The sequence below is a fragment of the Pseudomonas sp. FP818 genome, assembly GCF_030687335.1.
Taxonomy (GTDB): domain Bacteria; phylum Pseudomonadota; class Gammaproteobacteria; order Pseudomonadales; family Pseudomonadaceae; genus Aquipseudomonas; species Aquipseudomonas shahriarae.
The window spans coordinates 4,459,390-4,473,383 of record NZ_CP117427.1; the positions used below are offsets into that span (position 1 = coordinate 4,459,390).

The 13,994-nt window shown below is 62.0% G+C and carries 7 protein-coding genes and 1 pseudogene; 7 read left to right on the top strand and 1 reads right to left on the bottom strand.

Annotation, left to right across the window (positions count from 1 at the left end; genetic code table 11):
* Positions 1-20: 20 nt before the first annotated feature.
* The 5 genes and pseudogenes from arcA to PSH80_RS20265 all read left to right on the top strand — a co-directional run bounded on the left by arcA (position 21) and on the right by PSH80_RS20265 (position 5,618).
* Complete coding sequence (gene arcA / locus PSH80_RS20245) at positions 21-1,277, top strand: arginine deiminase (protein ID WP_115128819.1); 1,257 nt, start codon at positions 21-23, stop codon at positions 1,275-1,277.
* Positions 1,278-1,347: 70 nt separating this feature from the next.
* Positions 1,348-2,358, top strand: coding sequence for an ornithine carbamoyltransferase (locus PSH80_RS20250; protein WP_029296316.1), 1,011 nt, complete (start codon positions 1,348-1,350; stop codon positions 2,356-2,358).
* 194 nt (positions 2,359-2,552) lie between these two features.
* Entirely contained in the window at positions 2,553-3,482 is a 930-nt protein-coding gene (gene arcC / locus PSH80_RS20255) for a carbamate kinase (protein ID WP_057439999.1), read from the top strand.
* Positions 3,483-3,543: 61 nt separating this feature from the next.
* Positions 3,544-3,906 carry a DUF5064 family protein gene (locus PSH80_RS20260; protein WP_057440000.1) on the top strand — a complete coding sequence of 121 codons (363 nt, stop codon included), beginning with the start codon at positions 3,544-3,546 and terminating at the stop codon, positions 3,904-3,906.
* A gap of 199 nt (positions 3,907-4,105) precedes the next feature.
* A pseudogene (locus PSH80_RS20265) lies at positions 4,106-5,618 on the top strand (sigma-54-dependent transcriptional regulator).
* Here PSH80_RS20265 and PSH80_RS20270 read toward each other — a convergent pair.
* Complete coding sequence (locus tag PSH80_RS20270) at positions 5,619-10,298, bottom strand: hypothetical protein (RefSeq protein WP_305418086.1); 4,680 nt, start codon at positions 10,296-10,298, stop codon at positions 5,619-5,621.
* Positions 10,299-10,632: 334 nt separating this feature from the next.
* On the opposite strand from PSH80_RS20270, the gene gcvH reads away from it, so the two are divergent.
* Positions 10,633-11,016 carry a glycine cleavage system protein GcvH gene (gcvH, locus tag PSH80_RS20275; protein ID WP_057440003.1) on the top strand — a complete coding sequence of 128 codons (384 nt, stop codon included), beginning with the start codon at positions 10,633-10,635 and terminating at the stop codon, positions 11,014-11,016.
* 10 nt (positions 11,017-11,026) lie between these two features.
* Positions 11,027-13,876 (top strand): aminomethyl-transferring glycine dehydrogenase, encoded by a 2,850-nt coding sequence (gcvP, locus tag PSH80_RS20280; protein WP_115128821.1) that lies wholly within the window; start codon positions 11,027-11,029, stop codon positions 13,874-13,876.
* Positions 13,877-13,994: the final 118 nt, after the last annotated feature.

Sequence of the window (13,994 nt, forward strand, 5' to 3'; positions counted from 1 at the left end):
TGTTCACTGGAGGATCTGTAATGACCACGGAAAAAGTTAAGTACGGCGTACATTCCGAAGCCGGCAAACTGCGCAAAGTCATGGTGTGTTCCCCAGGTCTGGCCCATCAGCGGCTGACCCCCAACAATTGCGACGAACTGTTGTTCGATGACGTGCTCTGGGTTGCCCAGGCCAAGCGGGACCATTTCGACTTCGTCACCAAGATGCGCGAACGCGATATTGATGTGCTGGAAATGCACAACCTGCTGACCGACATTGTTGCCATCCCCGCAGCCCTGGACTGGATCCTGGAGCGCAAGATCACTGCCGATACAGTTGGCCTGGGCCTGGCCGATGAAGTCGGTTCCTGGCTGCGCAGCCTGGAGCCGCGCAAGATCGCCGAGTTCCTGATCGGTGGCGTGTCGGCCGATGACCTGCCGAGCAGCTTTGGTGGCAAGACCATCGAGATGTTCCGCGACTTCCTCGGCCACTCAAGCTTTATCCTGCCGCCGCTGCCCAACACCCAGTTCACCCGCGACACCACCTGCTGGATCTACGGTGGCGTAACGCTCAACCCGATGTACTGGCCGGCGCGACGTCAGGAAACCCTGCTGACCACCGCCATCTACAAGTTCCACCCCGAGTTCACCAACGCCGACTTCCAGATCTGGTACGGCGACCCTGACCTGCAACACGGTGCAGCCACCCTGGAAGGCGGCGACGTGATGCCGATTGGCAACGGCGTGGTCTTGATCGGTATGGGCGAGCGCTCGTCCCACCAGGCCATCGGCCAACTGGCGCGCAACCTGTTCAAGAACAAGGCCGTGGAAAAAGTCATCGTGGCCGGCCTGCCGAAATCCCGCGCCGCGATGCACCTGGACACCGTGTTCAGCTTCTGCGACCGCGACCTGGTCACCGTCTTCCCCGAAGTGGTAAGCCAGATCGTTCCTTTCACCCTGCGCCCTGACGAAAGCAAGCCCCACGGCATTGATATCCAACGGGAGAAAACCAACTTCCTCGACACCGTGGCCGCAGCCCTTGGCCTCAAGACCCTGCGCGTAGTGGAAACCGGCGGCAACAGCTTCGCCGCCGAACGCGAACAGTGGGATGACGGTAACAACGTGGTAGCGGTAGAGCCTGGCGTGGTGATCGGTTACGACCGCAACACCTACACCAACACCCTGCTGCGCAAGGCCGGTGTGGAAGTCATCACTATCAGTGCCGGTGAACTGGGCCGCGGCCGTGGCGGTGGCCACTGCATGACCTGCCCAATCATCCGCGATCCTATCGACTACTAAACGACCGTCTCCCCGGTCGGCACCTACCCGATGCCGACCGGGCCGATTACCGAATCCAAGGAGAATCATCATGGCGTTCAACATCCACAACCGTAACCTGCTGAGCCTGGAACACCACACCCCGCGCGAGCTGCGCTACCTGCTGGACCTGTCCCGCGACCTCAAGCGCGCCAAGTACACCGGCACCGAGCAGCAGCACCTCAAAGGCAACAACATCGCGCTGATCTTCGAGAAAACCTCGACCCGCACCCGATGTGCCTTCGAAGTCGCAGCCTATGACCAGGGCGCCAACGTCACCTATATCGACCCGAACTCGTCGCAGATCGGCCACAAAGAAAGCATGAAAGACACCGCCCGCGTACTCGGGCGCATGTACGACGCCATCGAATACCGTGGCTTCAAGCAGGAAATCGTCGAAGAACTGGCGAAATTTGCCGGGGTACCGGTGTTCAACGGCCTGACCGACGAGTACCACCCAACCCAGATGATCGCCGACGTGCTGACCATGCGTGAACACGCTGACAAGCCGATCCACGACATCAGCTACGCCTACCTGGGCGACGCCCGTAACAACATGGGCAACTCGCTGCTGCTGGTCGGCGCCAAACTGGGCATGGACGTACGCATCTGCGCACCCAAAGCCCTGTGGCCCCACGATGACCTGGTCGGTCGCTGCAAAAAATACGCGGAAGAAAGCGGTGCACGCATCACCCTCACCGAAGACCCGAAAGCGGCGGTCAAGGGCGTGGACTTTATCCACACTGACGTCTGGGTCTCCATGGGCGAGCCAGTGGAAGCCTGGGCCGAGCGTATCGAGCAACTGCTGCCGTACCAGGTCAATGCCCAACTGATGAAAGCCACCGGCAACCCACGCACCAAGTTCATGCACTGCCTGCCGGCGTTCCATAACAGCGATACCAAGATCGGCAAACAGATTGCCGAGCAGTATCCGCACCTGGCCAACGGCATCGAAGTGACCGACGACGTGTTCGAGTCCCCAGCCTGCATCGCCTTCGAGCAAGCGGAAAATCGCATGCACACCATCAAGGCGATCCTGGTTTCGACGCTGGCTGACTTGTAACCCAACACCGCTCCCACTGATGTAACACGGTCAATGTGGGAGCGGGCTTTATGCGGCCTTGCCCGCGATGCAGTCACCTCGGTCTGCCAGGCATATTGAGGTGATGCCATCGCAGGCAAGCCAGCTCCCACATAAAGCCAACTCCGACATTTTGTCCGGTGTTCACAAAGCCGCACTCTAAAAGGACAACCGCTATGCGTATCGTCGTTGCTCTGGGCGGTAACGCCCTGCTCCGCCGTGGTGAACCCATGACTGCGGACAACCAACGCGCCAATATCCGGATCGCCACCGAACAGATTGCCAAGATCCATCCCGGCAATGAGCTGGTGATCGCCCACGGCAATGGGCCGCAAGTCGGCCTGCTGTCCCTGCAAGCCGCCGCCTACACCCAGGTCTCGCCCTACCCGCTGGACGTGCTGGGTGCCGAAACCGAAGGCATGATCGGCTACATCATCGAACAGGAACTGGGCAACCTGCTGGACTTTGAGGTGCCATTCGCCACCCTGCTGACCCAGGTTGAAGTGGACGCCAACGACCCGGCCTTCCAGAACCCGACCAAGCCGATCGGCCCGGTCTACTCCAAAGCCGAAGCGGAAAAACTGGCCGCCGAAAAAGGCTGGGCGATTGCCCCCGATGGCGATAAATACCGCCGGGTAGTGGCCAGCCCACGGCCCAAACGCATCTTTGAGATCCGCCCGATCAAGTGGCTGCTGGAAAAGAGCAGCATCGTGATCTGTGCCGGCGGCGGCGGCATCCCGACCATGTATGACGAGAACGGCAAGCTCAAGGGCATCGAGGCCGTGATCGACAAAGACCTGTGTTCCTCGCTGCTGGCCCAGCAACTGGAAGCAGACCTGCTGGTGATCGCCACCGACGTCAACGCCGCCTTTATCGACTTCGGCAAGCCGACGCAAAAGGCTATCGCCCAGGCCCACCCCGACGACATGGAAACACTCGGCTTCGCCGCCGGCTCCATGGGGCCCAAGGTCCAGGCCGCCTGCGAGTTCGCCCGCAACACTGGCAAAACCGCAGTGATCGGTTCACTCTCGGACATCGAAGCGATCGTCCAGGGCACCGCCGGTACCCGTATCAGCACGGCAAAACCTGGCATCACCTACTTATAAATACACCCCGGGCGGCTGTTGCAGCCGCCCTTCTCCAATGCCTTGTTAGGGAGAGACGCCTATGGCCATTTTTGAACCCGGTCACTTGCATGTTGAACGCCACGCCTTGAATGCCCAGGACCACAGCTACGACCTGTGCATCGACTATGAAGTCAGCCAGGATCCAAAGGAAGGCAAGGGAATGCTCTTCAAGATGCATGGTTCGGTGCAGGGCAAAGAGCTCAAGGAAGAATTCTTCCTGCCCAAGGACCAGGCCTTCGACTTTGCCCGCCATGCCATGAACATCGCGCAGAAATACGGCATGCCGAAAACCGCGGTCCTCAACGGAGGCATGCATAAACAGTACGACCTGATGTTCGAGGATGTGCGCCACCAACTGGATGTAAAGCCGGGCGATCCGATCAAGCCTGAACACCTGGAATAACCACTGCTCCACGGCCAAAACAGATCAAATGTGGGAGCCAGCTTGTGTGGGAGCTGGCTTGCCTGCGATGAAGGCACCTCGATGTATCAGTCACACCTCGATGAGGCTATCGCAGGCAAGCCAACTCCCACATTTTTGATCTCCACCGTCGCTCAGGCATACTGGCCACCCTCCGCATTGCAGAATCAAAGTCCGCCCCATGCGTATCCACGTCAGCTTCATCGACCGCGTCGGCATTACCCAGGAAGTCCTGGCCCTGCTCGGTGGGCGCAATCTCAACCTGGATGCGGTGGAGATGATCCCGCCCAACGTCTACATCGACGCGCCGACCCTGAGCGTGGAGGTGCTGGAAGAGTTGCGCGACGCGCTGTTCAGCGTCCATGGCGTACAGGCGGTGACGGTGGTGGATATCCTTCCCGGCCAGCGCCGCCACCTGCAACTCGACGCCCTGCTGGCGGCCATGACCGACCCGGTCCTGGCCCTGGACAGCGCCGGCAAGGTGCTGCTGGCCAACCCGGCGCTGATCGCCCTCTATGGCCGCGAGCCGGCTGGCGAAAGTATCGCCGAGCTGTTTGACGATCCGGCACTGCTGGAAGCCTTGCTCGAACATGGCTTTCGCCTGCCCCTGCGCGAGATCAGCGTCAACGGCCAGACCTTGCTGCTGGATGCCACGCCGATTACCGATGCCGGCGCGCTGCTGACGTTGTACCAACCCAATCGCATCGGCGAGCGGCTCTCGGCGCTGCACCATGACCATGCCGAAGGCTTCGATGCGTTGCTGGGCGAGTCCGTGGCCATCCGCACCCTCAAGACCCGTGCGCAACGGGTGGCGGCCCTCGACGCCCCGCTGTTGATCCAGGGCGAGACCGGCACCGGCAAAGAGCTGGTGGCCCGTGCCTGCCATGCCATCAGCGCACGCCACAGCTCACCGTTCCTGGCGCTGAACTGCGCGGCGCTGCCGGAAAACCTCGCCGAAAGCGAGCTGTTCGGCTACGCCCCCGGCGCCTTTACCGGCGCCCAGCGCGGCGGCAAGCCAGGGCTGATGGAACTGGCCAACCAGGGCACGGTGTTTCTCGATGAGATCGGCGAGATGTCGCCGTACTTGCAGGCCAAGCTGCTGCGTTTTCTCAATGACGGCAGCTTTCGCCGGGTCGGCGGCGACCGCGAGGTCAAGGTCAATGTGCGCATCCTCAGCGCCACCCACCGCGACCTGGAAAAGATGGTCAGCGAAGGCACCTTCCGCGAAGACCTGTTCTACCGCCTCAATGTGCTGAATGTGGAAGTGCCGCCCCTGCGCGAACGTGGCCAGGACATCCTGCTGCTGGCCCGCTACTTACTTCATGCAGCAGGCCTGCGCGCAGATCCAGCGCCCGGTCTGCCGCCTGGCTCCGGGCACCTATCCGGCGCTGCTGGGCAACCGCTGGCCGGGTAATGTGCGCCAGTTGCAGAACGTGATCTTCCGCGCCGCCGCCATTTGCGAAAGCAACTTGGTGGACATTGGCGACCTGGATATCGCCGGCACCTCGGTCGCTCGCCAGAGCGACGGCGAAGTGAACAGCCTGGAGCAGGCAGTCGAGGACTTTGAGCGCAGCCTGCTCGAAAAGCTCTACACCACCTACCCCTCGACACGTCAGTTGGCCAACCGTCTACAGACGTCTCACACCGCTATCGCCCATCGGTTGCGCAAATATGGCATCCCCGGCAAACCCTGATCACCACAGGACCCTGCGCCCACGCTGGATCACCGCCCCCGTCGCGCTGAAAAACAGCTGCTGGGCCATGGCCGGGCTGATCCGCGAATAGTAGATCGCAATCACATCGCTGTCGGTCTTGTCGGCCAGGCTGCGAAAGCTCATAAAGCGTTGTTCCGGCCGTTTCAAATGGCCGGCGCTGTATGGCGCGTTGGCCGCCTCGCGTGTGCGGTAATGAAAATGGGCGTAGGCCAATACCTTGCCGCCAGTGTCCTTGACCAGGTATTCCTGCAGGAAATCATTCTCCCGTTTAAGCGCTATGCGCCCCTCTATCGGTAGGATTTGCACCTCATTCTGGCTCTTGAGGTAGGCAATCCCCTCTTCATCAGGTGCCAGGCGCTTGACCATCTCGATACGGATCAGCCTGCCGTGCTCCGCCAGGCGGCTGGAGGCCTGCCCCAGCTCCTTGAGCAGGGGCTCCTGCGTTTGGCTTTGCTCCTGCCCCAGGGCCTTGCGGATCTTATCGGCCACCCCATTGATTTTCCCGGCATGCCGTAACAACCGGGCCTCGACGCTGGCGGGCTGGCTGGAGAGGCGCGCTTCGTTACGCGCCTGCTCAAGCACAGTCGACTGGCGCGCCAGCAGCTTGCGCCCATCGTCCCTGAGCCTTTCCAGGGAGCGCACCGGGCGCACTGGCGGCGTACTGGCCTGGGTGATTGCCTCAAACTCATCGCTGCCAGGCGCCTGCCGAAAGCTCGCCACCACACTCTGATCGACCGGATTGATGACATCGACAATGTGCTCGTTCATCTGCGGCGTACGCGCCCGAACCTGGCCCACCAGATAGCGGCTCTTGCGGTCACGGATCAGGCGCTTGCCAGAGCCAAGCGCGGGCCCGGGCGCGCGTGCAGGAGTCTGCTCGCGCTCACGCAGCAGCGCCGCCAGGGAACCGCGCGCTTCATGCTCCAAGGCGTTGAGCATGCGATTCAAGCGCTCGATGCTGCCCTCATAGAGCAGGTCGGAATCCATGTCGCCGTACTCACGCAGGGACGCTTGGGTGTTGTCATAGTCGAGCAAAATCGCGTCATAGCCGTCGATGCGCTGTTGCACACTCAGGGGGCCTGCCTCCTGCAGGTTTTTTTGTGACTGCACCGATTGGGTCGCCTCATCGACCAACGAGCCGATCCGGATGAAATCCTCATATTCCTCGGGCTTCGGCGGCCTGCGCACTATCACCCCGCCCAATGCCTTCAACTGCAGCGACTTCCAGTCCAGCGGCGTGCCAAGTGTGGAGGGAAGCAAGGCTTCAGGCCGCGAGTCATACCCGGGTACCTGGGCCAGCCTGGCATAGTTGTTTCGCTCCAGGATGCTCAAGTCGATCAGTTGGTCGTTGTAGCCAATAATTGTCTGCATCGACTCGACGAGCGTGTGGTGCGCAGCCTGAACAACGGCTACGTCTTCATGCTCCAGCTGTTCACCCAACTGGCTGCGACGCTCACCGGGAAACACCTCGTTCGAGCGGTTTGCGATCAGCATTACCATCTGCACACGCAGGGTCTGGACAAGGTCCTCCAATTGCAGAATCTTTTCCGGCTCGAACCGCTCCACGGGTTTGTTGGCATTTTTTGCGATCAACGCGTCCAGCCGGTTGAACTGCGCCCGGCTTTGTTTCTCCAGGGCGGCCAGATAGCTGGCCCGCAGCACTTGCAGGGATGGATCAAAGAGTTTTTGCTGATCGCCGCCGTGGGCGTGTTCAAAGCGCTCTTCAGCGGCCGCCGCGGCTTTTTCAGCCTCCATCAGGCGTTCCGTCATCTCTTGATAATGACGTTCAAACATCTGGTTCTGACGCTGGATATTGGCGCGGCGGCTGGCAGCCGACAGCTTGGGATGGCCACCGAGCAATTGCAGGCCCAGGTCGACTTTCCACACCCCGCGTGAATCTTTCCTGAGCCAGGGGCCGGCGCGCAGGGGATTTCTCAGGTCCACGATGCGCCAACGCCCATCCACCTGCTTGCCCCCATACAGCTGGCTGTCAATTAACAGGTAATCTTCATGGCTGACCGTGCCGCCGGCGCGCCGCACCGCGACCCGGCCGCGTATAGGGCTGTCTGGCGAGCTGACCGTGGGCGTTCCCGGCCACTGCTCGCCCTGCCCTGGGGACCAGCGGAAGGTCTCAAGCTGTGCCTGTTGCGCGGGATCAAGGCGCAACCGCGCGTTGGCCCAGGAAAAGTCCATGCCCGTGACATCGGCCAGTGAACGCTGCCAGGCAAACGTCGACGGCGTCTGCTGGACATGCCTGACCGCCGTGGTTTCGATCGCGCCAGTAGACAGTGACCGGGTCTCACTCAACCGCAAACGCTGATCAAGACTGACCACCGGGCTCAACAGCAGGCCGGCCAGGCTGCCGAGCAAATCGACCAGGGCACCGGCGGTGTCTTCCTGACTGGCTGCGGCCGGCAAAGCCAGCACCGTGCGAAAGCTGACATACACCTGGGACAACCACCCCGCCACTGCCACCGATCCCCTGAGCAGGGGCAGCAGGGCATTGAAGATCTGCCAGAGATTATTCTTGAACAGCGTCCAACGCAGCGCCTCGATAGAGGTGGCGCGTTTTTCGGCGGACTGCCAAAGGCTCCTGGCGTTTTCATCAAATACCGTCTCAAGAAACACCCCAGGTACTGGCTCGTCGCTGAGCAATGCCGGGCTCGCCGCAGCGTGCTCGCTGTATTCGTCCCCCTGTAGAAAGCGCTGGACATGGGGGCTTGAAAACCCGCCGTTGGCAAACAATGCGCGGCTGTTTTCAGACAGTTGCTCAAGCACCACCGCCTGCAGGTCACTGCCCGTTCGAGTGATCTCGTCGAGCAGCGCCTGGCGGCTGGCGAACTGCTGGAGCAGCGCCTCGGCCTGATCAGGCCGGTACAGAATATGGGGCAACGGGCTGTTATCCCGCGGACCGATGACAAACAGGTTGCTGGCTTTATGCACCGTTCCCCCGGCATGCGTCAGAAAAGCCAAGGGCCGGGCGATGATCACCTGGTTACCGACCGCCCGCTTGAGCGGGTCGCTCTGCAGCAAGGCTTGCACCACCTCTGCGCCGGGCGGGGTAAACCCGTTGCGTTGGCGCAGGCTGTTCTCAAGGGCGCGCAATGGAAGCTGCAAGGCCATCTGCTCGACAAACAAGCGTCGGCGCCGTGCAGACTCTGCCGGGTCCGACACCAGCGCCCGCTTGAGTAGCGCGGGGTAATGCCGCCCCACATCGACCGTCTCAATCAGTTTTTCCAGGTACGCCGGCCTGATCCACTGGGCAACCTCCTGCCCCGGCGCCGCATGATGGGCGATCTGCACACTGGCATAGGGGGTAGCAAAGGGGTTTTCCAACGACCATGAGGTCAAGGTCTTGGTGGTGCGCTGCGTCCAGCCCACCGTGGCGCCTTGGGTGCGTTCAAACGTCAGCAGGTAATCATCCGGATTGATCGCGGCTTCTTGCGGGAAATCCAGGCGCATCTGGCGTTGCAGCGCTTGGCGGGCATACACGTCAATCGGCTCCAGCCCGTCGAGAAACGATGCACCGCCCGTGCGTTTTTGCAGGTGTGCCAGACGCTCCAGCCATTGGCCGTAGGTGTTCCGGTCGGCCCCGCTGGCGACCTGCAACCACAGCGGCAACTGCTCTTCGTGGGGCTGCTGGAGATAGTCGCCCTCGAACCACACCTCGGGTGCGGTGAGTTGGCTGAACAGGCGCTTGTAGCTGTCGACGCCGGGCAGGGCCGACCAATTGAGCTGCTGCAACGCCCTTAACTGGCGCTCCAGCAAGGTCTGGGCCTGTGCATCGAACACATCACCTTGCGGCTCCTTGAGCACCCAATTGACGAGCAGTCCAGGGGTGTAGTGGCTCATGTAGCGTGGCAGCAGGCTGCCCAACTCGTCCAACGCAGTCAGTTTGAGCAGGCTTATCGCGGGAACATAAACCAGGTTGACCTGTTGCTGCGCGACCTGACGCTGCAAGACCAACAACGGCAGCCACTCGCCGGGCCGCCCCTCCTGGCCGGCATAGACTTGATAGATCCGCAGCACATCGGCCCCGCCCAGCGCTTGCCGGTCCACCTGATGGCCCCACAGTTCCTGCGGCCCGTCCCCCAGCCCCAGCAGCGCGCTTGCTTGCTGCGGTGTCAGGGGCGGAGTCTGCCGGGCGCTGAGCAGACACTCACGCAACTGCGTGCCGACTGCGCCCCAGCGACTAAGCCCTGCATCGCCGGGGGCAGGCGCGTTCCAGTAGGCCACCAGCCTTGCGTTAAAACCGGCGAGCAACTGGGGGGCCAGGGCGTTGAGCATGAACTCAATATCATCGACCGACACCACATCGGTTATCGGCACGAGGCCATGGCTTATGGAACTGACCAACAGGTAGTGATGACCGGCCACGTAGTTCAGCACTTCGCTGCTCATGCAGCGCCTGATCAAGGCATCACCCAGGGTCGTGAGCTGGGTATAGCTGTCAGCGCCGGCTTGAGCGGGCTGCCTCACGCCGATCCAGGTGATGTTGGCCCGTAAACGGGAGGCCGCGAACCCGTCGGCGATCCAGTCCTGGACCATGGACTCGGCCACTTGCGTCAACGTCGGGCGCTGGGCAAACAGGCGCCGGAGAAAGTCGCGGGATGCGTTTAGCTGGGAAGTGCCCTGAAATGCCGCTATTGAATGGCTCATGCCGCGCGTCCTAATCATTGGATAACGGCAAAATAAGCCGCCCCCTGCCGGCCCGTGCGCTACATACATCTCGCGCAGCCGTATCGAAAACGCTACAGCGGAACGTTTTCAATACACGTCTGGCCCGCCTTCGCCATGCAAGGCTTTGATCCAAATAGGCTTTTTTTCCACTGTCGATCCGTAGCGATTTCGCTACAGCGCGCGTCCCTCACTCACCACCACATATCTATAAACAGTTGATTAATAACAATAAATTTATATTGGCCGCATTTTTGCTAAGGACTCTCCCATTCCAATCCCGTCCACCAGACGATTCTGGCCCTGAGGAGTTTCCATGAGCGAATTGCGTTTTACTGAAGATCACGAATGGCTGCGTGCCGAAGCTGACGGCAGCGTCACCGTAGGTATTACCGCGTTCGCGCAAAACGCCCTGGGTGATGTGGTTTACGTGCAACTGCCGGAGCTGCAGGCCTACGAGCAGGGCGCCGAAGCCTCCACTGTGGAATCGGTCAAGGCCGCCAGCGGCGTGTACATGCCCCTGACCGGCGAAGTGCTGGAAGTCAACGACCAGCTCAGCGAAAGCCCGGAACTGGTCAACGAAGACCCGACGGGCGAAGGCTGGTTCTTCCGCTTTAAACCGGCTGACGCCGATGCAGTAGCTAAGCTGTTGGATCAGGATGCGTACGACCGCCTGATCAAAGCCAACGCTGAAGCTTGAGGAGCGCGCCATGAGTATCAACCTGAGCACCGCCAACGAATTTATCGCCCGCCACATCGGCCCGCGCCAGGACGACGAGCAACAGATGCTCGCGACCCTGGGTTTTGACTCCCTGGAAGCCTTGAGCGCCAGCGTGATCCCGGAAAGCATCAAGGGCACCGCCGTGCTGGGCCTGAGCGACGGCCTGAGCGAGGCCGATGCACTGGCCTCGATCAAGGCCATCGCCGCCAAGAACCAACTGTTCAAGACCTACATCGGCCAGGGCTATTACAACTGCCACACGCCGTCGCCGATCCTGCGCAACCTCCTGGAAAACCCGGCCTGGTACACCGCCTACACGCCTTACCAGCCCGAGATCTCCCAAGGCCGCCTGGAAGCGCTGCTGAACTTCCAGACCCTGATCAGTGACCTTACCGGCCTGCCGATCGCCAACGCATCCCTGCTCGACGAAGCCACTGCCGCCGCCGAGGCCATGACCTTCTGCAAGCGTCTGAGCAAGAACAAGGGCAGCAACCAGTTCTTTGCCTCCGTGCACAGCCACCCGCAGACCCTCGACGTGCTGCGCACCCGTGCCGAGCCGCTGGGCATCGAGGTGGTAGTGGGCGACGAGCGTGAACTGACGGATGTCAGCCCGTTCTTCGGCGCCCTGCTGCAATACCCGGCCAGCAACGGTGATGTGTTCGACTACCGTGAATTGACCGAGCGCTTCCACGCCGCCAACGCACTGGTGGCCGTGGCCGCCGACCTGCTGGCCCTGACCCTGCTGACCCCACCGGGTGAGTTCGGTGCCGACGTGGCCATCGGCAGTGCGCAGCGCTTCGGCGTGCCGCTGGGCTTTGGTGGCCCGCACGCCGCGTACTTCTCCACCAAGGACGCGTTCAAGCGTGACATGCCGGGGCGTCTGGTCGGTGTGTCCGTAGACCGTTTCGGCAAGCCGGCCCTGCGCCTGGCCATGCAGACCCGCGAGCAACATATCCGCCGCGAAAAGGCCACCAGCAACATCTGCACCGCCCAGGTACTGCTGGCCAACATTGCCAGCATGTACGCGGTGTACCACGGCCCCAAAGGCCTGGTGCAGATCGCCACGCGCATTCATCACCTGGCCGCAATCCTCGCCAAAGGCCTGGGTGCCCTGGGCTTCAAGGTTGAACAAGAGACGTTCTTCGACACCCTGACCCTGGCCACCGGCGCCAACACTGCGGCCCTGCACGACCAGGCCCGTGCCCAGCGCATCAACCTGCGCGTCGTGGACGCGGCACGCCTGGGCCTGTCGGTGGATGAAACCACCACCCAGGCCGATATCGAAACCCTGTGGAGCGTGTTCGCAGGCGGTAAAGCCCTGCCGGACTTCGCCGCCCTCGCCGCCAGCGTCGACAGCACTCTGCCGGCCGCGCTGCTGCGCCAATCGCCGATCCTCAGCCACCCGGTGTTCAACCGCTATCACTCGGAAACCGAGCTGATGCGCTACCTGCGCAAGCTGGCCGACAAGGACCTGGCGCTGGACCGCACCATGATCCCGCTGGGCTCGTGCACCATGAAGCTCAACGCCGCCAGTGAAATGATCCCGGTGACCTGGGCCGAGTTCGGGGCCCTGCACCCGTTCGCCCCGGCCGAGCAAAGCGCCGGCTACCTGCAACTGACCACTGAACTGGAAGCCATGCTCTGCGCGGCCACCGGCTACGACGCCATCTCCCTGCAGCCGAACGCCGGTTCCCAGGGCGAATACGCGGGCCTCTTGGCGATCCGTGCCTATCACCAGAGCCGTGGTGAAGAACGCCGCGATATCTGCCTGATTCCTTCGTCGGCCCACGGCACCAACCCGGCCACCGCCAACATGGCCGGCATGCGCGTCGTCGTCACCGCGTGCGATGCCCGTGGCAACGTGGACATCGAAGACTTGCGCGCCAAGGCCATCGAGCACCGCGAGCACCTCGCCGCGCTGATGATCACCTACCCGTCGACCCACGGCGTGTTCGAGGAAGGCATCCGCGAAATCTGCGGGATCATCCATGACAACGGCGGCCAGGTGTATATCGATGGCGCCAACATGAACGCCATGGTCGGCCTGTGCGCCCCGGGCAAGTTCGGCGGCGACGTGTCGCACCTGAACCTGCACAAGACCTTCTGCATCCCCCACGGCGGTGGCGGCCCGGGCGTTGGCCCGATTGGCGTCAAGTCGCACCTCACGCCATTCCTGCCCGGCCACGCGGCCATGCAGCGCAAGGAAGGCGCAGTCTGCGCGGCGCCATTTGGCAGTGCGAGCATCCTGCCGATCACCTGGATGTACATCAGCATGATGGGCGGTGCGGGCCTCAAGCGCGCTTCGCAGCTGGCGATCCTCAATGCCAACTACATTTCCCGTCGCCTGGAAGAGCACTACCCGGTGCTGTACACCGGCAGCAACGGCCTGGTGGCGCACGAGTGCATCCTGGACCTGCGCCCGCTCAAGGACAGCAGCGGCATCAGCGTGGATGACGTGGCCAAGCGCCTGATCGACTTTGGTTTCCATGCCCCGACCATGTCGTTCCCGGTGGCCGGTACCTTGATGATCGAGCCGACCGAAAGCGAATCCAAGGAAGAACTGGACCGCTTCTGCGACGCCATGATCGCTATCCGCGAGGAGATCCGCGCGGTGGAAAACGGCACGCTGGACAAGGACGACAACCCGCTGAAAAACGCGCCGCACACGGCAGCTGAAATCGTCGGTGAATGGAGCCACCCGTACAGCCGTGAACAGGCGGTGTATCCGGTAGCGTCGTTGATCGAAGGCAAGTACTGGCCGCCGGTCGGCCGGGTCGACAACGTGTTTGGCGATCGCAATCTGGTGTGTGCGTGCCCGTCGATCGAGAGCTACGCGTGATCTGACTGAAGAGACGCAGTCAGTGTAGGAGCTGGCTTGCCTGCGATAGCCTCACCTCGGCGCCACTGATAGACCGAGGTGTCTGCATCGCAGGCAAGCCAGCGCCTACACAAGCCCG